Genomic DNA, 22,429 nt, shown 5'->3' on the forward strand with positions numbered 1-22,429 from the left:
GAAAAGTCACTAGGAATAAAAAACCCGTTTGTTTTACAAAGAATTTTTATTACTTACTTTACCTATGAAAGGGTAGATGGAAAATAAATTTTTTTATCCCTAAATCCAAATCTCAAAGAAAAAACTTTAAATTCAAGTTACTAGATCAAATCGTTATAAAGTGCAAATTATGTTTGAAATTTTATTGATTTTAATGTGTTTGATTCTTAACGCATTTTTAGCTGGAGCAGAAACAGCTTTTATTGCAGTTAGTAAATCAACTTTGAGAGAATGGATTAAAAAGGGGCATGCAAGAGCTAAATTGCTTTTAACTTTACGCGAAAATCCAGAGAGAACTCTATCCGTTATTCAAATAGGAATTACTTTTTTGGGGGCATTTGCAGCAGCTTTAGGGGGTGCTGGTGCCGAAGAAACCATTACTCCTTGGCTAACTTCTACGTTTAGATTGACTGAGACTTTAGCTGAAATTCTTTCGTTGATGATTGTTGTTGTTCCTTTAACTTTCGTTAGTGTGGTAGTTGGAGAGCTTGTTCCCAAAACTCTGGCATTAAGACGCCCTTTATTTTTTGCTTCGAAATCTGCACCTTGGCTCTTTCAGGCCAGCCGATTTATCAGCCCTATTGTTTCTTCACTTGAATGGTCGACCAAAATGGTTTTAGCCTCTTTTCCAAAACACCACGTTGTGAGTGAAGAAAGTCAAGAGGAATCAAATTTTCCCTTAGAACATCTTTCAACGTTCGATAAACAATACATTTTTAATATTGTTAAGGTTGAAAAAACAACTGTCAGAGAAATTTTTGTTAGTTGGCCTGAAGTTGTTAGCGTTAACAGTGCTCAAACATTGTCCGAAGTAGAAAACATTGTCATCTCATCAGGTCATACACGCTTACCTGTTTTACAAGGTCAAGAAGTTATGGGAATTATCAACGCTAAAGAATTTTTAGCTTTTCAAAAAACTGGGCAACAAAATTGGATGTCTATTGTTCGTCCCCCCCTTAAAATTGAAGATAAATTACCCATTCTCTCTGCTCTTCGTTTTATGCAAGATCATCGGAGTCATATGGCTATTGTCTATCAAGGAAAAAATAAAAGTGGAATTGTTACCATGGAAGCCATTTTCGAAGAAATAGTCGGTGATATTTACGATGAAGAAGATGATGGATCATTAAAAAGGATCTTGGGTCGTTCTATAAAATGATTTGTAAAATTAGAAGAATTTTTTTTATTATTCTACATCTGAAAGAGTCATATGATCATCATCTTTTTCTTCGTAAGTGAGAAGTTCAATTAGTTCATTTCTGGTGAACTTTTTCAAAGTATTTTGATCATCAACGCCAATGATTTCTTCCATTAGCTGACCTTTTCGGTTTATCATTGCGTCAATTTTTTCTTCAAAAGTTCCTTTTGTCACAAGTTTAAAAACTTGAACTCCTTTCATTTGCCCAATTCGATGAACACGATCTGTCGCTTGATTTTCACGCGCCGCGTTCCACCAACGATCATAATGAATTACAACAGAAGCTGCTGTTAAGTCAATTCCCAATCCTGCGGCTTGAAGTGATCCCACAAAAACTTCACACGAAGGATCATGATTAAATTTTTGCAGCTGTTCTTTTCGATTTTGTGTTGACCCTCGAATCGACGCATAACCAATTTTTTGATCATTCAAGTAATTTTCAATAATATCTAGCATGCCAAGATACTGTGAAAAAACCACTACTTTTTGCTGGCTTTCCCTTGCTTCACGTAAAAGCTCTATAAAAAGTTCCCATTTACCAGAAGAGTACTTTTGATAGTCTCCCGGATTTTTTAAATGAACTGCTGGATGATTACAAATTTGCTTAAGACTAGAAAGAAGAGCAAAAATATGTAAATAGGGGATAGGTGTTTGATCATCTTTTAAATCTTGCATTAAATGACGTTTACGCTGTTCTAAAACTTCTGTATAAAGTTGCTGTTGATAAGGAGACAAATCACAATAGGCTATTTCTTCACTCTTTTCGGGTAAATCTTTCAACACATCTTCTTTTTTACGACGCAATGTAAAAGGTTTAATTAATCGATTTAGGATATCTTTTCTGTGTGAATTATATTCTCTTTCAATAGGTTTAATAAAAAGCTCTCGATAGTCATTTTCGTTTGGCATGTAAGTTGGCAGAACGATGTCAAATAAAGATTTCAATTCTCTCAAATGATTTTCAATAGGAGTCCCCGTTAATCCTAATTTCATTTGAGCTTTAACATTTTTTAAAGCAGCATAAACTAAACTTGTCTGATTCTTGGCGACTTGAATTTCATCGAAAATAGCAATTTCAAAATTTACTTGAGAGAGAAGTTCTTTCTCGTTACGAAGAATTCCATAAGATGTCAGAAGAATATCGTAACTTTGATGAAAAGCTGCTAAACTACGTTTTACACCAAAAAATGTACAAATCCTCAAACCTGGCAAAAATTGCTCTAATTTATCTTGCCAATGGTAAATGACAGAAGTTGGACAAACGATAAGAAAATGCCTTTGAATCCCTTCTGCGTAATTACGATAAAGATTAGCTACAGAAGCTATCAAAGCCATGGCTTGATGGGTTTTTCCCAGCCCCATATCATCGCAAAGTAAACCAGCTAATTGTTGATGATAAAGAAACCATAACCATTGAACACCAATTTCTTGATACGGTCTTAAATGACTGTTAAGACCTGTAATATTAGGTACATCTGGGGTTTGAAGTTCCTGTAAAGCGATAAAATTTTTCTGACTAGATTCTAAATCAAGATTTTCAGTTTCAAAAAATTGTATTTGCTCGAAAGCATTGATGCGCATAAATTCTAACGTTGTCAAAAAAACCACTTCTTCATCTTTATCAAATCGATCTTTATCTAATCTGCGAATCCAATCTAATTGTTTATCTTGAAGAGCGATTAATCCTGCCTCAAAAAAAGCAAATTGTTGCTTCTTTTTGTTTAAAGCTTGGCGAAGAGCCGTAATAGAGATGATACCATTTTCAGTTTGATAATATAGTTTAAAGCGATACCAACCTTTACCTTTTTTCTCTTCCGCTTCAACAAAACTTGTCACCAATTGTTTTTTTTGAGGTTTGAGCAATCTTGGGTCGATATCATGAATGTAAGGGCGAATTTCTTCCATTTCATAAGAGAGAAATAAATCTAATTCTTCCCCTGCTAATTCAACAGGGTAACGAAATTTTTCAGGAAGTCTTAAGGGAGCAGAGAGCTCATAAAACCCCTTTTTTTCGATATAAATGAAATCATCAAACAAACGGAAATTTGTGTCTTTCAAAAAAGGTAACAAAACGTATTCGGGATTAATTTTTATTGTTCCCTTTTGAGTCATCTGAAGATGGAGTTTCGTTTTTTCGAGAGGACATTTTTCATAAAAAAAATGAGGAATCAAAGATAGCTCGTCGCGATTCATTCGAATAAATAAAGGAACTTGTTCGGGACTTAATGAAAAACCAGGCTTTAATAAATGGCTAAATGGGCCAACGGATTTAGAATAAAATCCATACTCTTCTAAATAAACCCATACTCCAAAATCCTGCAAACGAGCTCGTTGTTTTGCTTTAGCTAGGGAGCATTGAAAAGTAAGACGATTTGTTTCACTCACTTGATAACTTAATTGATATTCAATGCTTCTAATATGCGTATGAAATCCTTCTATGTTATTTAACCAACCACGATTTTGTGTCACAAAATCTGATACTTGATAAATAGGAATAATCGTTTCCACTTCCTCAAAACGCTTATTTTCTAAGGGATAAAAACCTTCTCCATCTAGATAAGCCCAATCTCCAATGATCCGTGAATAATTTAAAGATAAGTCGCCTATTTCAAATAAATAAGCAACAATATGCAAATTCCATTTTTTATCGAAAAACAATTGATAGGAAGGAACCTGTACAGATCTATGAATTACTTCATTTGTTAATAAAGTAGAAAGAAAACGTTGATGCTCAGTTAAAGCAACGGACAATTGTTCTTCTTCTAATTCTGGAGTTTGCAATAGATTATGTGGTTCATCAGTATAAAACCCCTTTTCAGGAATAAATATCCAATTTTCTAAACGTATCCCATCTAAGAAAGAATCTGATTCCTTTTTAATTTTAGGTGCTTTCTCAAGAGTTCCTTCAAATATGCGCATGATTCCCGTTGTTTTATCATACTCTATACGATCAATTCCTTGATTATTAGCATTTCGAACTGATAAGGGAGATTTGACAGTAGCTAAAGAAGGAATAATGAATGGCAAATTAGCTTCAGATAAATAAAACCCTATTTCTAAATCGTAGAAATCAATTTGTATCCAATTAGGGAGCTTTTTTTTAGAATACTGGAATGATACTTGATACGCTTCTTGATTATCTTGTTTACGCATTAGCCATTTTGCTAAATCACTCCAATAAGAAAGATCATATCTTAACTGTGGATTAGGCCGACCCTCACGCCAAAGTAAAAGATCTTCGTTGGATAAATTAGAAAATTTTAGAGAAGTTTCTTCTGTTTCTTTAGGGCGAGGAGTCACTAGTTCATCTAAAAATAAAATCGATGAATCACTCAAAGCTTTGATAGAAAAAATAATTTTTTCTGAACTAGACTGAAAAATATAATGACCAGGTTGGAGTTGCTTTAGCTCCATTAATGCGTCATTTAAACGATCTTCATAAAGAAAACACAGATGATTCCACAAAGATTGTTCAAATCTTAAATGTAAGGGTGTTTCATTTGTATTGAATAAACTCAAATAAGCAACAAGTTGATGTAAGCATCCTTCACCCTGACTATTACACGAACAAAAAGCATCTTTAATGTTTCCTTGTGCTTCTAATTGGAGAAAAACCCAATACTCTAAATGTGTGTACAAATCTTCAACAAGAATCTGATAAGTTGCCCCAGAAAATTCAATCTCTTTCGCTAATTTTGCATTTAGCGATTTTTCTGCATCTTGAGAATAAGGTTGTAAATAGGAAGGAATAGCAGTCATCGTTTCTCTTTAAAGCTAAAAGGACAATCAAATTTTCTTCAAAACTTTTAATCATATAATAATCAGAAAAATAAATGTATAAATTCTAGAGCTAATTGCAAGACTCTGAAATTTTGAATTTTTTGTGGTAATTAAAGAAGAAATGATATTGCAAGTGTCAAATGTCAAACATAAGGTCAATCAAAGAGGCTTAATACTCTAAGTCTGATTTAAGCTCTTCCAAAACAATTCCAGAAGGTAGCTGATCACCAAATAACCGATCCTTTTCTATCTGAGAAAATCTCCTTTCAGAAGACAAATGATGAGTTAAATCAACATCTGGAAATTTTTTAATTAACTTCTGAATTAGGGTTTCAGATACATTCAATTCTCTTTGATTTGTCTTTTTTGCTAACTGTTCTAACAAGAAAAGGTATTGAAATGGATCTTTAGGAGTGATTTTTAACAACAGCTCAATCCATTTTTCAACAATGTCTTTTGAAATAACTTGACCTGCAGATCCATAAATCAAATTCCTCGTTCCAATTCGCGAAAGAGCCCAATAATCGCATATTTCTTCTTCACCTCGAACAAATCTTTGAAGAATTAAATTTCCTAATCGATGTTTTAAAGAAAGTTCAATTCTTTCCAAAGCCGCAAAAGCTCTAATTTTTTCTGAATAGGCATAAACTTCATTTTTTCGCTTACAATTTAATTGACCACTTTTTTTATCTACCAAAGTTTCTATTAAATCACTAGCTATTTGCATTTGTTGGCCCTTATTCAGCCCTCCAGCGATTCGTCTAAAACAAATCCATTTTTGAATTAACACCTCTTGTGTTTTGCTGCTCTTGAAATCACTTAAAATAATTTTCCATAGCTCTTTAACCCGAAAATCGTCAAGAGGAAATCCAAATCCTGGGCGCAGAAAAAATCCTGCTAAATTCCACCATCGCGTTTCATATTCTTGCGAAAGTTTTCGATTTGTTGCACACTTTAATAAAGGATTCCACAATTCTCTTAAAATGCTTAACGACCAATCTTTCCTTTCTATTCCTAATTGATTTTCAAGTTTTTCTATCAATTGATTTGATTTGATAGAGGAGGTTCCCATAAAAAATTCTTCAAGGATTTTTGAAGCAAGTTTTAAATAAGTCGTATCAAATGTTTCATCCTTTCTTATCTTATCGATAAACTGTAAACTATCCTCTTGCCCAGACACTGAACGGAGTTGAAATTCTAAATGCCAACGGTGTTCAGTTTTTTGAGATTCTAACCAAAGTTCTAAAGTACCAATTGGAGTAAGATGAATATTCAAACAAGCAGGAATTTCTTCGTTTTCTGTTTGTTTTTTTCCATAGCGAAGAACCGTTTGAATCAAGGGTAAGCGATGCATTTCTTGTTCATCAATCAATATCTGATCACCTTCTTTATCATTTAATCTCATATGTGACGTCAATAAATGAAAACACACTGGAGTATTAGTTCGAAGAAAAAACGTTTGTGAGGGTTTGAATACAGCTCCTTCCTCAGCTCCCCTAGCAAGCAAGGTTAAAGCTTTTTTAACAATTTTTCCTTGAGCATCTTTAACATCTATTTCCAAATAATAAGTTCTTGGCAATCCTCCTCTGATAGAAACCCCTTGGCCTCGACGCGCTTTTGCATAATAGGCAGCTCCTTTTGCAACAGCTAAGTCCAAACTAGCAGAAACTAAAACGGAGGGAGGAGCAGATGAAAACCATTGAGCAAGAGCATCAATAATTGCTTGCTGAAACAAAATTGGCTTCAGAACACCTCCATTAAAAAGAATATAATTGATTCTTTTATTGGTTTGAAAATAGTTTGCTTGCTGCAAAAAACGAGCCAAATGCTTTAAAATTGATGGCTCATCTTCATAAGGTAAACCAACTGTTCTGATTCCTTTTGTCTTATTAAATTTTAATGCCTCCTCCAAGTTAAGAAAATTAAAAAAACCCTTTAATAAATACTGTTGTAATTCTCCCCTTGTAAGAGAGGTTGACATACTACCTTTGATGACAGACGATCCAGAGCCTTGCAAAGTTACTGTATAAGACTCTTTCACGTGTTTGGTATCCAATAACGCTTCTTTAGCAAAACGAGCTTCAGCGAGTAATTGAAGCCATTGAGTTGACTCAAGATTAGAAAATCCTTGTGCTTGAAATTTTTGTTCTAGATAATGGGCAAGAGCAGAATCCATGTTATCTCCCCCCAGCAGTAAATGGTCTCCTACAGATCTACGTTGAAAAAAAAGCTCTTTTCCTTTTTCCTGAATTTCAATTAAACTAAAATCAGTGGTTCCTCCTCCGACATCACACACTAAAATAGTTTCTCCAGCAGAAAAAATCTCTTTCCACTGTTTCTCATTTTGAGAAATCCAACTATAAAAAGCTGCTTGAGGCTCTTCTAAAAGCGTCACATGTCGCAATCCTGCCAAACGAGCAGCTTCAATTGTAAGAGTGCGAGCTACCTCATCAAAAGAAGCTGGCACAGTCAAAATAATTTCTTGTTCTTCAAATTCTGAAGAATGATCTTCTCTTGCGAAAGATTGATTCCATGCCTCTTTAAGATGAGACAAATATTTTGCACAAGCTTCGACAGGGCTAATTCTTTGTAGAGGATCTGCTGCCTCTATTGGTAATATTTTATCCTGTCTGTTAGCTGCTACATGACAAAGCCAACTTTTAGCCGATTGGACAAGTTTCGTCGGAACACGAGCTCCTTCTAATTTAGCAAATTGCCCTACAACAGAAAATTTTTCTTCTTTCCAAGGAAGGCGTAAAGCCCCTTCCGGCCATTCATTCGTGCTTAATAAATAACAGAATGAAGGGAGCGTTGAGAGAGATTCAATCTTTCCTGGTGCTGTTAACTGAGAAATAGAGAACAGCTCTATAGACCAATACGGTTTTAACGTATCTATGAAAGAAATCGCACTATTGGTAGTCCCTAAATCAATGCCTATAATGTAGCGCATAGTCCTCAGAAAATTAAATTTGAATTTAATGAAAGAAAAACATGTATCAAAACTTAAAATGAGGTGTTTTGCAACCTGTTAACCGTTTTTTATTTGAAAAATTTAAGATAAGAGATTTTCTGCTGGAACATATGTATAACCTAAATCGTAAGCCACTGACTCATTCGTAATTTGCCCAAAACAAACATTCAATCCATGACGTAAACCCACATGATCGAGTAGGGCTTTTTTCCATCCTTTATTGGCAATCACAAGAGCATATTCTGTAGTAGCATTTGTTAATGCTTGAGTTGATGTTCTTGCACAAGTGCCCGGCATATTCGTTACACAATAATGAAGAACACCATCAACTACATAAGTAGGTTCAGTGTGAGTGGTAGGTCTTGATGTTTCCATACATCCACCTTGATCTATTGCTACATCGACAACTACTGTACCGGGAGACATTTTTTGGATCATTTTTCTCGTTACAAGCTTAGGAGCTGTTTTACCTGGAATAAGAACAGCACCAATGACGAGTGCTGCCTTAGAAACCGCTTCCTCTATTGTTAAAGGAGAAGAATACATTGTCTTCAAAGTAGGTCCATATAATGCATCCAAAAACCGTAAACGGTTTAAATCTCTGTCAAATATTGTCACACTTGCTCCAAGCCCAAGAGCCATACGGGCTGCTTCTGTTCCAACAACGCCACCCCCAATAACGACAACCTCAGCAGGTGCAACACCAGGCACACCACCTAATAATAACCCTTGCCCTCCATAATTGAGTTGTAAGCTTGTAGCTCCCACTTGAATAGCGATGCGACCTGCAATTTCACTCATAGGAATAAGAAGAGGTAAACGCCCTTGAACATCAGTAACAGTTTCATAAGCAATAGCAACAACTTTTTTTTCTACCAGATGTTTAGTTTGCTCAGGATCGGGAGCTAAATGTAAATAGCAAAATAAAATTTGCCCCTCTTTCAAAAGAGGAAATTCACTAAGTTGGGGTTCCTTAACTTTAATAATCATTTCAGAATTATAAACCTCTTCTGCCGACTGAACAATTTTGGCGCCTGCACGGGTGAACATTTCATCATTATATCCAATTTTATCTCCAGCAAGGGATTGCACAAATACTTGATGGCCTGCATCTACTAATAAACGCACCATGCTAGGAGTAGCTCCGACACGATATTCATGATTTTTAATCTCTTTCGGAATCCCAATAATCATAATTCTCTCTCAGTTTATAATAACAGTTTGATTAATCTACTAAAGTCACTTCTGGAGTTTGATGAGTAAATTCTAATGACAACAATTTAGAAACACCTTTTTCTTCCATGGATACTCCAAATAAGACATCTCCAATTGCCATCGTTCCTTTATTATGAGTAATAATTAGAAACTGACAACGATCTGCAAAATGTTTAACGACATTAACAAAACGTTCAACATTTGAGTCATCTAAAGGAGCATCAATCTCATCGAGGATACAAAATGGAGCTGGTTTAACTTCAAAAATCGCAAATAAAAGTGCGACCGCGGTTAAACATTTTTCACCTCCTGATAACAAGCTAATCGAACGCATCTGTTTTCCAGGAGGTTTAGCGCTGATTTCAATTCCAGCTTCTAAAATGTCATCGGTTTCTGTAAAGTGAAGGTCTGCTTCCCCCCCGTTGAATAAAATTTGAAAATTCTTCTTAAAATTATGGCGAATTTCTTCAAAAGTCTCTTTGAAAAGCTTGCGGCTTTCCTCATCTAATTGTGATATGATTTGCAATAATTCTTTTTTAGATTCATGCATATCTTGAAGTTGTTGATTTAAAAAATTAAACCTTAATTGATGCTTTTCCAAATCTTCTATAGCGGATAAATTCACATCGCCTGCAAGTTGAATTGTTTGTTTGATTGTGCGGATTTGTTTTTCAACTTGTTCAAGAGAAAGATCGATCGGTAATGTCAATAATACAAGATCTGCCATAGCCAAATCATAACGTTCTCTTAATTCCGTTTGTAAAGCTTGAGCAGAGGAACTTAAATGAGCTTCTAAAATTTGAATTTGAGCTAGATCAGATTCCATTTTCTTTGTTTCAGCATATTGAGATAAAGTTTTTTGTTCCAAATCTTCCAAAGATTTTTTTAGAATTTCACATTCTTTTTCTCTATCACTATATTCATTATGAATGAATTGTAATCGTTCTTCAAGAGAGGTTAAAGACAATTGATTTAGAGAGTGTTTTTGTTTTAAATGATATTGTAATTCTTGGGATTCTCCCATCTCCTCTGTGAATCGTTGCACTTGGTAATCATGGTCTTGTTCTTTAGACTCCAATAAATGATGTTGATGCAACAAATGTTGTTTATTTTCTGAAAGTTGTCGATATAACTCTCCTTTTTCTTTATGGTCTTGCAATTGAATACGAAGAGTGCTTTCTTGCTTTTCTAATTCTGACTGCAAGAGGTCAACTTCCTGCTGACGTTGAATAATGTCTTGTCTAAGGATAAAATGTTTATTTTGAATTTGTTTAAGAAGGTAAGTCTGCTCTTCAATTTGTTCAAAAATAATTTTTTCATCAATTAAAATTTGAGTTTGCTCAATTTTTGATTTTTCTAAATCTCCTAATATTCTTTGCAAACCAAAATTTATCTCTACTAATTTCATTTCATCTCTTCGAAGCATTTTATCTAATTCAGCTCTTTCTGCTTGTAAAGAGGTTTTTTGCTGCACCATCCGTGAAAGGATTTGTTCTATTTTAAGAACCTGATTTTCCTTTTCTTCTAATTCAATTCCTAAGCTTTTTAACTCTGTTTCTCTCAAAAAAACTTGGTTTTCAGAGATTTTGACTTTAAAAAAGACATTTTTATGATCGATAAAATTTTGATCGGGAGTCCACCCCTCTAGGCCTGGTTCATTTAAATTTTTGCTAACTTCTTCATAGGAATTAAAGAGAATAACATTTTGAAGAAAATGCATAATCACAGGATGGACATCTTTTTTAATTAAAAAAGAGTGTGGATTTTTAGAAAAATTTTTCCTTTCTTGCAACATTTCCAAACAAATTAATGAGTAATCTTGTAAATTTTCTCGTTTAGCAAATTGAAGAATTTGTTCAAAATCTGCTATCGTTTCGACGACAAGCGTTTGTGAATAAGCTTTTAAAATAACAGAAGAAACTTCAGCAATCTCTGGTTCTAATGCAATAAATTCATACAAGGGTCTCAACTTTTTAAAAAATAAGCTTTGCGAATTTTGACTTTCAAAAAGCAATCGTTTACTTCCCGAAGAAAATCCTTCATGTTCTTCTCTCATGCGAAGCAAAACTTTTTGCCGAGCTATTAATTCAATAAGTTTTCTTTTATGAATTTCTATTTCTTTTTGCTTAGTTTCTTGATCTCTGGCAATAGTTTTTAATTCTTCTTCATATTGTTCTAAACGATCTTTATGGGAATCTACTAAACCTGATATTTGTTGAAGTTGCTTTTTCTTTTCTTGGATAAGTTGGGTTATTGTTTGACTATCTTCTGACAATTGCTTTAATCGAATTTTGAGAGTTTCTTTTTTATCTTCGTAATTTTCCAATCTCACTTCAGTTTGTTTTATTTCACTTAATAACTGACTTTCTTCCTGTAAATGCTTAATATGCGTTTGCTGCTTAAGTTGCAGCTCTTGTCGCAATTTAGTTACTTCTCTTTCCTGAAATTTGACTTTGTCTTGCTGATGGGAAATTTTCGATTCAATGTCTTTAAACTCTGCTTCTAACTTATTTTGATTGGATTGAATTTCTTGCAAAGTCTTTTGGCGAGCTTGACGGGCAATCGCTAATTCTTCTAATTCTCTTTTGATTTTTCTTTCTTTTAATTGTATTTCTTCTAGACGTTGCTTTTCATTTTGATTTTCTTGGATGAGAAGTTCTTTTTCATTTCGAATCTTAAAAAGTTCTTCTTGCTTACTTTTTAAATTTTTATCGCTCGTTTGAATATGCAGTTTAATTTTCTGCGATTCTTGTTGAGATTGAATTAAAGATTGTTGTTGAATTGTTAAACGTTCTTTTTGCTTTTCCTGCTTTTGATTCACATCCGTTTTTTTCTTTTCGATCCCTTCCCAACGCAATAAATAACTTGTCTTTTCAAAAGATTCTAACTGCGTTTTACTTTCTTTAAATTGTAAGGCTTTTTTAGCTTGTACTTGCAATGTTTCAATTTGCTTACCAACTTCTAAATGAATATCGTTAACGCGGGAAAAATTCAAATCAGCTTGTTCGAGTCTTTTTAAAGCCTCTCTTTTACGCTGTAGAAAACGTAAAATTCCAGCTGCTTCTTCAAAGATATGACGCCTTTCTAATGGAGTATAATTAATAACCTGATCGAGCTTGCCTTGCTCAAATATAGAAAAAGCATTTCGCCCTACTCCTGAATCTAAAAATAAACCTTGGATATCTTTTAAACGAACTAAATTTCCATTGATAAAATACTCTGATTCTCCGCTTCGATGTAATCGCCTTGTTAAAGTAATTTCTTCGTAGTCAATAGGTAATGCTCCCTGTACTTCTGTAAGCGTTAAAGAAACCTCAGCAAAATTGAGGGGTCTACGATGATTGGTTCCTGCAAAAATAATGTCAGGCATTTTATGGCCTCGCATAGACTTAGCTGACTGCTCACCTAATACCCAGCGAAATGCATCGGCAATATTTGATTTACCGCATCCATTAGGACCCACGATACATGTAATTCCTCGATCAAAATTCAGAACTGTTTTATCTGCAAATGATTTAAATCCTACAGCCATGAGTTTTTTTAGACGCACAATAACCTCCCTTTATGCAACAGCAAATAGCATATCAGAAGAAGTTCTTTCAAAACGAGTATTTTGTGTTAAGCTAACCTGTTAGATTATTTTTTTGTCATCTATAGAAATCCTTCCTTTTAAGAAGAGAGTTTTTTATACTCTTTTTATTATCATTTTGAGTAAAGGACATGCCATGATTGATATTCGCTTAATCCGTAAAGATCGTTTTGCAGTCGAGAAACAGTTAAAAACGAAAGATCCGCAAATTGATCTTACTAATATTTGTCACCTCGATCACTCTATTCGCGAAGCTAAAACAAAAGTTGAAACTCTCAAGGCAAAACGTAATGAGATTTCTCAGAAAATCGGAGAAATGAAACGGGCTAACCAAGATACTTTTTCTTTAATGAATGAAGTAGCAGGGTTTGGAACAGAAATTCATCTTTTGGATAACCAAATTAAAGAATGGGAAGAACAATTTAATTATGAGTTATCTAGCTTACCTAACCTTCCCATGGAAGATATTAAAATCTCTCAAGATCCTAAAGAAAATGTTGTTATCAAAGAGTTTGGACAAAAACCTATTTTTTCTTTTCCATTCAAAAATCACGTAGAACTTAATGAAAAATTAAATTTATTTGATTTTAAGCGTGGAGCTAAAATTTCTGGAACAGGCTGGCCCGTTTATCGAGCCATGGGAGCACGTCTAGAATGGGCCCTCATCCAATATATGATCGAAATTCACGTCAAAAATGGATTTACACAATGGATCCCTCCCCTTCTTGTTAGAAAAAATACTGTGTTTGGATCTGGACAATTACCTAAATTTGAAAGTCAACAATTTAAAATTCAAGATGAGGATTATCATCTTTATTTAATTCCCACAGCCGAAGTTCCTCTTAATGGATTGCATATGGATGAAATTATTCCTCAAGAAGAGCTCAGTCTAAAATATGTAGCCTACACCCCCTGTTTTAGGCGTGAAGCAGGGGCAGCAGGATCGCAAGAACGTGGTCTAATTAGAATGCATCAATTTAATAAAGTCGAAATGTTTTGCTTTACAAAACCGGAGGAAAGCGCACAAGTATTCAATCAAATGATGGATAGCGCAGAGGAAATTTTGCAAGGCTTAGAACTCCATTATCGTAATGCTTTACTAGTAACTGGTGACATGTCTTTCGCTGCAGCGCGCACAATAGACATTGAAGTTTGGTTACCAGGACAAAACAGATATTATGAAGTCTCTTCTGTATCTAATTGTACAGATTATCAATCCCGTCGTTCTAATACACGTTTTAGACGTGAAGACGGAAAGTTAGATTTTGTTCATACCCTTAATGGTTCTGGATTAGCGACTTCTCGATTAATGGTTGCTTTATTAGAAAATAATCAGCGGGAAGATGGCTCTGTTTGTATTCCTAATGTCTTACAACGCTATTTAAACGGACAAAGCACATTGAATCCCACAATTTGAAATATAAGTAAGCGAATTTACCTTGTTAACAATGTAAATTCGCTCTGAGGCCTCTCTTACTAATAAAAATAAGTCTTTTAAAATCAATCTATTACAAACAAAAATTTCTTAGTTCTTGAAAAAAGTTATATTATCAATTATAAGCTTATTTATTTTAAAAAATTAGTATTATTAATCCTTTTAATAGATCAGAACTAGATTTGTAATTTCCTAAAAACAGCTTTAGTAAACAGTTTGATTTGCATTTTACTTAAGCATTAGTTGACAATTTACAGATCTGAAATTGTCGAAATCTAACTTTTTTTAAGCATTTTACTGACTTAAATAAAAATCAGAAACATTTTATTGCAAAATCTTTAAGAGAGAACTATTTTACAAGTTCTTTATTTTCAAAGGGCTAAAATAATAAAAATTTCGCAAAAAAAAACCTTTGACAGATAATTAAAAGATGATTGATAGTGGCATCGAATTACGCAGAGTTTTGTTTACAGAATTTGCAGTGATAATTTATTGGCAAAACCTGTAGTTAATTTCTAATAGCTCTTTTTGAGCATGAAGAAAATAAGGGTTGTCAAAGTGATTAGATTAAATTCTAATAATTAAACTAATCATAAAAGCCTGTTACTTGCTCCGCAAGTCTGGCAAAACAAAGCCAACATTTTGAATTTAAGGTAAACTTAAACGTTAACAAGGAAAAAATATGCGAAAGTTGATAACCTTCTTAATGACGTTATTAGTAGGATCTTCAGTATCTTACGCCAACGCCGATTTTGGACAACTAACCTTTGAAGTTGGATATCGTCATGATGACATTAGCTGGAACCAAAAAGCTCCATCTTATAATCCAAACTATAAACTCCACAGAAAATTTAAAGACCTCGACATCGTTCAAATTGGTTTGAAAGGAAGAACAATGTTAGGTTACAACTTCTACGGTCGTGCTTCTGTAAATTGGGGCTGGATCGTTGACGGTGATTACAAAAGAACATTTTCTACTTACAAAAGCCCAGTTATTGCTGGTTTTGGTTCAGAAGATTTCGTTGTAACAGATACACGTAGAGATGTTATCGATGAAAACTTTGTTTATGATCTAAGCATTGGTGTTGGATATCCATTCTATTTTAGTGATTGCACATTAGCATTATCACCAGTAGTTGGTTATGCACTAGATTCACAACATATTTCTGTTGAGCAGGGTGGCTTAGGATTTGATTCAACTGGTGCTGTTAATCCTAACAGCTACGGAAGCTACACACACAAATTTAACAGCCGTTGGTATGGACCTTTTGTTGGAGTTGATTTCAATTACCGCCCATACGGCGAAACTTGGAATCTTTATGCTGAAGTAGAGTACCATTTTGCTCGTTTCAAAGGTAGATACCATGATGAGCTACTTAGCCAACACCATATACATCGTTCTAAGCATGCTCATGCATGGACATTTGCATTGGGTGCGGATTATGACTTCTCTAACGACTGGACAGCTGGACTTTGCGTAAAATTCCAAGACTGGACAGCTTCTAGACGTCATGGCCACCATGGTCACGTAAGCAGCAACTCAAGTGATGAAATCATTAACCTAAGTGGAAATGAAAGAACTTCACACAAATGGAATTCATATGCTATTAACTTGACATTCGGAAAACAATTCTAATTTCCTTGTCTAGTTGAAATCATATTCACAAATACCTAAGGTAACTTAAAACTTACCTTAGGTATTTTTTTGTCTATGTAAATCCTATTAACTTTTGGAAGTCCGGAGTCTAAAGTATGAAAAATTACTATTTAAATGACTTACTCTCGTATTTAAACAATGCTCCTACACCTTGGCATGCAGTCGAAGAAGCTTGTCAAAGACTTTCCAAACATGGATACACTGAGTTAAAAGAAAATGAGAAATGGGAACTAAAACTCGGACACAGTTATTATATTAAACATCATCAAACTACGCTTTGCGTTTTTACTCTTTCTAAAAATTCACCCATACGCGTTCGTTTATTGGCTTCTCATACAGACAGTCCAGGATTTAAACTTAAACCCCAAGCAGAAATCCGCCGCCATTCAATGATTTTATTGGGTGTTGAAATCTATGGATCCCCTCTTTTAAACTCTTGGTTAAATCGAGACCTTGGAATCGCTGGACACATTATTTATAAAAATAAAAATAATCAGCCAGAAAATTGTTTAGTACAATTAGACAGTTTTCCCGTTGTCATTCCACAATTAGCTATTCATCTAGATCGAGAAGTAAACGAAAAAGGACTTTTATTAAATAAACAAGAACACTTAAATGCATTAGCTGCATTAGAAAAAGATATTCCAACAGGACAGACTTATTTAGAAACTATTTTAAAAAAACAGATTGATTTCCAGGAACTTTTAACATTCGATTTATTTCTTTATCCCCTTGATAAAGCTCGATTTGTTGGTTTCGAAAATCAGTTCATCTCTTCTTATCGAATCGATAGCTTAGCTAGTGTCCATGCTGCCCTTTCAGCACTTATTGAAACAGCAACTCCTCTTGAAAATGATATAAAGATGGCCATTTTTTGGAATCATGAAGAAGTCGGCTCACACACATCTCAAGGAGCGGAATCTCCCTTTTTTCATCAAACATTAGAAAGAATTTTATTAAATTTAAATTGTTCAAAAGAAGATCTTTTTCGCCTACTTAATCAATCACATTGCACTTCGATTGATTTAGCTCACGCTTTGCATCCAAACTATCTAAATAAACATGATGGGATGCACCAACCTAAACTAGGGCAGGGAGTTATCATCAAAAATAACGCTCAACAGCGATATGCTTCAACTGCAACTTCATCCATTCCCATTCATCTTGCCGCAGGAATAGAGCAAATTCCTCTCCAGCATTTTGTCAGTCGTAACGATATGCCCTGTGGTTCAACTATTGGACCTTTGCAAGCATGTACGGCGGGAATTTCAACGGTAGATATTGGTTGTGGCGAACTTTCTATGCATTCTTGCCGAGAGTTAATGGCCTCAGAAGATTATATTCATTTACTCAATCTATTAAAAGTAATTTTAAAAATGCCGGAGTGGCCAATTATTTAATCAAAATAAAAATCGCCTTTTCAACTCACATTGAAAAGGCGATAAAAGTTTAAAAAGATTAAACTGCTTGAAGATTGGGATCTTTAGTAGGATCTTTAGGATTAAAGGTTTCATGAAAGACTTTTCCAGGATCTAGCATCCCTTCTAAATGATGGCTCTCTCCTACATAATCTAAAATGGTTTCTATGGCTCGTATTCTTTCTTCTGCTGGTAAAATATCCAATTGCGCTTTTATCTGATTTAAAAGAGTCGCTACCATTTGTTCCTGCGCTGTTAAAGAGCCTGATGTCTTAACGGGAATGGTCCCATTTAATAAATCTCGAAATTCTTGAGGCTCCATTCCCCAGTATTTTCCAGATTGAACTTTACCTACTTCAACAGTATATAATAAACTTAAAGCCACACTAGCTAAAACAAGCTTGACAAGTGCGGCCATTCTTTCTTTTAATTCAGGGCTCATTTGATCGGCCCCTTCCATTTTATTCACATAAGTCATTGCCACAAAAGCTGGATCCGCAACCATTTTAATTACATCACGGGCAAAGTTTTGTGCAGCTTCCACATGATTTTCCCCTTCCCTTTCTTTAGCATTGCTAACAGCTTCGTCCAAAGCAGTCGCATAAAAAGTAGAGGCAACCATCAAGTTAATCATAGGAATCATATCTTGAATAACTAACTGTGGAAAAACAGGTTGCAGCTTTTCTAACAATTCGACAGGTCCTACAAACGGGCTGCTACTGACTCCATCTATTGAAGTTGTCAATTCTGTAGCTCCTAACGACATGGCTCCTCCAATTATCATTGTGGAAATCAATGTTAGAGTAACTTGTCGAGCCGCGTCACTAGCTGGTGAACTTTCTGAAGCTGAAGCAGCTTCAGCAACACGTTCAAATTTATTCAACCGATCAAGAGAGTTGAGAAAAGTATAAGGAGCTACATTGGCTGTTGTAGGATTTGCTGCAGCTGCATTCGCAGAAGTAGGATCTTGTATACCAGCGACATTTCCTTGTTTAGGGTCACCATTAAGTCGAATATCTTGTAATGCCAGATATTGAGGAGAATTGATCAATCGTTGAACATATTCATCAATTTCTTTGATATTTTTCAACCACCCATCCAACATCTCATCCATAATTTTTGACGTTTGTTCTTGCATACTTCGCATAAATGCTAAAATAGGCTGACTACTATTATTCATTGATGAAACAACTAAAACGAGAGAAGTTTCCCCGTTCGCTGGAGGTGAAACTAAAGCAGGGAAATTGGGAGGGGGGATCATTAACGATGCAACAACCTTACTTTGCTCAATTGTTGAAACGGTAGAATTATTTGTCTTTGATTCGGAATTTTCGGTTGTTTCTACTTGAGTCGGACCATGGACTGCTCCATAAGAATAGCCATGAATATTTGCATCTAAATCAGACATATCACTTTCCCCTTGTCTAAGAAATTTGCATTGAAATCGGTAAGAGACCGATTGTCAGAAGGTCAAATTTTAGAGTAAAGACTAACTTGCTAAATTCTATGCCTTACGCTCTATAACTTCATTATATCATAATTAATTTTATAAGACATCAATTAATACCTAGAAATTCCTTTATAAAAACTCATAAGAAACTTTTTTACCCCTGCCTTAAAAAGTGAAAATAAAATAGATTTTTTTGCTTATTAGGAGATTTCAAGAGTACTTTAAGGGAAGAATTTTTCATGGTCATTAAAAAAACATAGATGATTGGGTTCACGCCCTTCAGTCACAGCTAGGTTCTTATAAAAAATAGTAATAAATGATTTCCCAAAACGAAAATTCAGTAAGATTGGGATAGGGCTTAACAAATACTATTCTTTCATCATAAGAAAATTTCGGCTGCTACTCGCGATTAACTTCTCTTGAAAATGGCAATCATGGAAAATTCTATATAAATGCCAATTTAATAATGTGCTCTATCAAATCAATGTATACTTTTTTCAGAGATAGATAAGGTTAACAACTTATATAGGTTGGGATTTTTGTATTTGTTGTTTTGCTGTTAGGAATGCATTTGTTTGCTCAGTTAAAAGTTAATTATTCGCAAACAGGTAAAATTGGCCATGTTCTGTATACTCAGATAGTTGAAGTCCTCGCTTTGTTTTACCATGATCAATTAATTGTTTATTCCATTTCTGCTCAAAAGACTTCCAAAAATCATCTACCCAACAATATCATTTGATTAAATCCATTTTGATCTCTCATGTCATATTAAAAATTAGTTTGGGAAAACAAATGTTTTAAAACAGAGGTCTTTTGTTATTTAAATTTTATTCTTTTATTCATTATCAAAGGGATAAATCCAAATTTCAGTTTTATAAATTATAAACAATACAACCTAAACTATAATAATTTATGACCCATTTATTTCATGATCCTATCATCTCTTGGACTTAAAATGTTGTAGATTAAAAACTAAAGATTCTATATTTAAGCCCGATTGATTCTTAATTAATTTTTAATAGTCCTTCATTGATAAATGAAAATTTCTTTTAAAATTTGATTTCCTATTTTAATTTATTAATATTGCAATAATTTTTATCTATACATCATAATTTTAAAATATCTATAAATGAAAATTTATTTCACTCATTGGGATGGTCATTTTGAATATTTCTAATTTTGGGCTTAATTCTAGTCATCTTGTCTATACAACAATTCCACCTTACTATCTCCTTCAAGACATTAACAATCAACTTGAGAATGAAAATACTTCCTTAGATAATTCTTTGCCTAATCTAGAAGAAACTAGTGCACCAATGATTCCAGCTCCCACTCTTTTACCTTCATCTGATGAAATTCAAATAAGCTTTCAAGAGGGAACTTCTCTAACTATTTCTCACTCTCAGCTAGCTTTATTAAGGGAAAAATCACACTACTTTAAGAATCTGTGGTCGGGGCAATTTCAAGAAACCCTGCAACACCCTCTCGCTTTGACACAAAAAGAGTTTACGCTTTTACTCAATTGCCTGATGGACGCTAACTTTAAAGTTCCCTTAGAAGAGATCTCTTCTTCTATTCAACTCGCCGATTATTATGAACTAACAGGAGTGGTAAAAAGTTTAGAAGAGCAACTGATTGATGAATACAAATCACAAAAATTTGAAACTTTTAACTCCACTGAAGAAAGTTTAATCGGATTAAAAGAGCTTTTAAAATTTGCACATCGCTGTCAATTAAATAGATTGAAAAACTATTTAGAATTTATTGTCGTGAGCGCCTTATTAAACCAGACCAGTCAGTTAGCTGAGTTTGAAAGAATTATAAATCACCTCTCAAATGAGATAGAAGCACTCAATTTTTCAAACAATACTTATTTAACAGATGCTCATTTCTCAGCTTTAAAAGATTGTAAAAATTTAAAAGTGCTTCATTTAGTGTCATGCCAGGCTATTACGGACGATAGATTAGCGCATTTAAAACCCTTAACGGCTTTGCGGCATCTAAATCTAAGCAAGTGCAGGAATCTCACCGATGCAGGCTTGGTTCATTTAAAACCCTTAACCGCTTTGCAGCATTTAGATCTAAGTTGGTGCAAGAATCTCACCGATGCAGGATTAGCGCATTTAACATCCTTGACGGCTTTGCAGCATCTAAATCTACGCTGCTTTGAAAAACTTACCGATGCAAGCTTGGTTCATTTAACACCCTTAACCGCTTTGCAGCATTTAGATCTAAGTTGGTGCAAGAATCTCACCGATGCAGGATTAGAACGTTTGACATCCTTAACCGCTTTACAGCATCTAAATCTGAGTGGGTGGTATCATCTCACCGATGCAGGATTAGTCCGTTTAATATCTTTAACGGCTTTGCAGCATTTAGATTTAAGCGATTGTGAGAATCTCACCAGTGCAGGATTAGAACGTTTGACATCCTTAACCGCTTTGCAACATCTAGGTCTAAGCTACTGTATGAATCTCACCGATGCAGGCTTGATTCATTTAACACCTTTAACTGCTTTGCAGCATCTAAATCTGAGTGGGTGCTTTCATCTCACCGATGCAGGATTAGTCCATTTGACACCCTTAACGGCTTTACAGCATCTCAATCTAGGTGAGTGTGAAAATCTCACCGATGCAGGATTAACCCATTTGACACCCTTAACGGCTTTGCAGCATCTAAATCTAAGTAGGTGTAAGAATCTCACTGATGCAGGATTAGCCCATTTGGCATCTTTAACAGCTTTGCAGCATCTAAATCTAAGCTATTGTGATAATCTCACCGATGCAGGATTAGTCCATTTGAAATACTTGACGTCTTTGCAGCATCTAAATTTAGACAATTGTGAGAATCTCACCGATGCAAGATTAGCCCATTTGACATCTTTAACAGCTTTGCAGCATCTAAATCTACGCTACTGTATGAATCTCACTGATGAGGGATTAGCCCATTTGACAACTTTAACGGGTTTGCAGTATTTCAATCTAAGTGGCTGTGAGAATCTCACCGATGCAGGATTAGAACGTTTTAAAGCTTTAGCAGCTTCACTCAATTTAAAAATTATTAGATAGAAAAAACTTTCAATAAAAGAGAAACCTGGTGGCGAAAATAAAAGAGTACTTTGTCCTAAGAAGGTGAAGGATAAAATTTCATTAAAGTTTATCGACTCCCAACGAGACGCTTTTCTAAGAGAATTACTCGCTAATTTTGGAGGCACTATACAAACAATTTTATACTTGTAAACGCCAAAAATGCTCTTAACCTGAATTTTGGGTTTTTAGGCAGCCATGAACAACAAGTGATACTGCTCTGCTAATTTTATCGATGGCTTTTTAGGTTGATGAATATAAGCAACCATCCCAGCCAATAGATTAATTAAAAAATTTCGGCATTTCTGTGGCGTGTCTGTTCAATTTGAGAAATATTTTTTAGTTGATCATTCACCATTTCAATAATAGCTCGTTTTCTACGAATTTTGTCTTTCAACTTTATAAGATTCTGCTTCCTATTCGATCTTATGGTCGTCAATCGTTCAAATCCTTGTTTCAAAAGCCTCTTTGAAAGCTCTTTCGAAATAACCTCCTTATCAACAAATCATTTCCCAAAAATCCCTTTCGACAAGGTTTCGGCAATAGAAACATCAGCAACATTTCCAGGAGTTAGCTGAAAAGCCAAAATTT

Annotated in this window: 10 protein-coding genes and 2 pseudogenes; 5 read left to right on the plus strand and 7 right to left on the minus strand. The window is 34.5% G+C overall.

Annotation, left to right across the window (positions count from 1 at the left end; genetic code table 11):
- Positions 1–169 precede the first annotated feature (169 nt).
- Positions 170–1,198, plus strand: coding sequence for a hemolysin family protein (locus TY19_RS05965; RefSeq protein WP_039360129.1), 1,029 nt, complete (start codon positions 170–172; stop codon positions 1,196–1,198).
- A 27-nt stretch (positions 1,199–1,225) separates the two neighbouring features.
- Here the strand turns inward: TY19_RS05965 and TY19_RS05970 are convergent, their stop codons facing one another.
- The 4 genes from TY19_RS05970 to smc all read right to left on the minus strand — a co-directional run bounded on the left by TY19_RS05970 (position 1,226) and on the right by smc (position 12,753).
- Positions 1,226–4,996: a DEAD/DEAH box helicase gene (locus TY19_RS05970; RefSeq protein ID WP_042280942.1), complete on the minus strand. Its 3,771-nt coding sequence runs from the start codon at positions 4,994–4,996 to the stop codon at positions 1,226–1,228.
- Between the two features lie 190 nt (positions 4,997–5,186).
- On the minus strand, positions 5,187–7,967 hold the full coding sequence (locus TY19_RS05975) for a hsp70 family protein (protein ID WP_042280944.1): 2,781 nt from the start codon (positions 7,965–7,967) through the stop codon (positions 5,187–5,189).
- Between the two features lie 102 nt (positions 7,968–8,069).
- Positions 8,070–9,182 (minus strand): alanine dehydrogenase, encoded by a 1,113-nt coding sequence (gene ald, locus TY19_RS05980; RefSeq protein WP_011176033.1) that lies wholly within the window; start codon positions 9,180–9,182, stop codon positions 8,070–8,072.
- A gap of 31 nt (positions 9,183–9,213) precedes the next feature.
- Positions 9,214–12,753 (minus strand): chromosome segregation protein SMC, encoded by a 3,540-nt coding sequence (gene smc / locus TY19_RS05985; RefSeq protein ID WP_042280946.1) that lies wholly within the window; start codon positions 12,751–12,753, stop codon positions 9,214–9,216.
- 175 nt (positions 12,754–12,928) lie between these two features.
- On the opposite strand from smc, the gene serS reads away from it, so the two are divergent.
- The 3 genes from serS to TY19_RS06000 all read left to right on the plus strand — a co-directional run bounded on the left by serS (position 12,929) and on the right by TY19_RS06000 (position 17,284).
- Entirely contained in the window at positions 12,929–14,209 is a 1,281-nt protein-coding gene (gene serS, locus TY19_RS05990) for a serine--tRNA ligase (protein WP_039360142.1), read from the plus strand.
- Between the two features lie 700 nt (positions 14,210–14,909).
- Positions 14,910–15,863, plus strand: a complete 954-nt coding sequence (locus TY19_RS05995) for a hypothetical protein (RefSeq protein ID WP_011176036.1) — start codon at positions 14,910–14,912, stop codon at positions 15,861–15,863.
- A gap of 116 nt (positions 15,864–15,979) precedes the next feature.
- On the plus strand, positions 15,980–17,284 hold the full coding sequence (locus tag TY19_RS06000) for a M18 family aminopeptidase (protein WP_042280948.1): 1,305 nt from the start codon (positions 15,980–15,982) through the stop codon (positions 17,282–17,284).
- Between the two features lie 58 nt (positions 17,285–17,342).
- On the opposite strand, the gene TY19_RS06005 is transcribed toward TY19_RS06000, so the two are convergent.
- Together TY19_RS06005 and TY19_RS14155 are read right to left on the minus strand one after the other, a co-directional pair.
- On the minus strand, positions 17,343–18,710 hold the full coding sequence (locus TY19_RS06005) for a hypothetical protein (RefSeq protein ID WP_042280950.1): 1,368 nt from the start codon (positions 18,708–18,710) through the stop codon (positions 17,343–17,345).
- 683 nt (positions 18,711–19,393) lie between these two features.
- Positions 19,394–19,501: pseudogene (locus TY19_RS14155) on the minus strand (IS982 family transposase); the annotation flags it as partial.
- A gap of 414 nt (positions 19,502–19,915) precedes the next feature.
- Here TY19_RS14155 and TY19_RS06010 point away from each other — a divergent pair.
- On the plus strand, positions 19,916–21,820 hold the full coding sequence (locus TY19_RS06010) for a leucine-rich repeat domain-containing protein (protein WP_079979245.1): 1,905 nt from the start codon (positions 19,916–19,918) through the stop codon (positions 21,818–21,820).
- 206 nt (positions 21,821–22,026) lie between these two features.
- Here TY19_RS06010 and TY19_RS12840 read toward each other — a convergent pair.
- A pseudogene (locus TY19_RS12840) lies at positions 22,027–22,429 on the minus strand (transposase); the annotation flags it as partial.

Origin of the sequence: Candidatus Protochlamydia sp. R18 (assembly GCF_000648255.1) — a bacterium.
Lineage (GTDB): Bacteria > Chlamydiota > Chlamydiia > Chlamydiales > Parachlamydiaceae > Protochlamydia > Protochlamydia amoebophila.

What these genes read in the sequence shown, in the direction of transcription:
- TY19_RS05965 (WP_039360129.1), top strand. Translation starts at nt 170, where the DNA reads ATGTTTGAAATTTTATTGATTTTAATGTGTTTGATTCTTAACGCATTT.
- TY19_RS05970 (WP_042280942.1), bottom strand. Translation starts at nt 4,996, where the DNA reads ATGACTGCTATTCCTTCCTATTTACAACCTTATTCTCAAGATGCAGAA.
- TY19_RS05975 (WP_042280944.1), bottom strand. Translation starts at nt 7,967, where the DNA reads ATGCGCTACATTATAGGCATTGATTTAGGGACTACCAATAGTGCGATT.
- ald (WP_011176033.1), bottom strand. Translation starts at nt 9,182, where the DNA reads ATGATTATTGGGATTCCGAAAGAGATTAAAAATCATGAATATCGTGTC.
- serS (WP_039360142.1), top strand. Translation starts at nt 12,929, where the DNA reads ATGATTGATATTCGCTTAATCCGTAAAGATCGTTTTGCAGTCGAGAAA.
- TY19_RS05995 (WP_011176036.1), top strand. Translation starts at nt 14,910, where the DNA reads ATGCGAAAGTTGATAACCTTCTTAATGACGTTATTAGTAGGATCTTCA.
- TY19_RS06000 (WP_042280948.1), top strand. Translation starts at nt 15,980, where the DNA reads ATGAAAAATTACTATTTAAATGACTTACTCTCGTATTTAAACAATGCT.
- TY19_RS06005 (WP_042280950.1), bottom strand. Translation starts at nt 18,710, where the DNA reads ATGTCTGATTTAGATGCAAATATTCATGGCTATTCTTATGGAGCAGTC.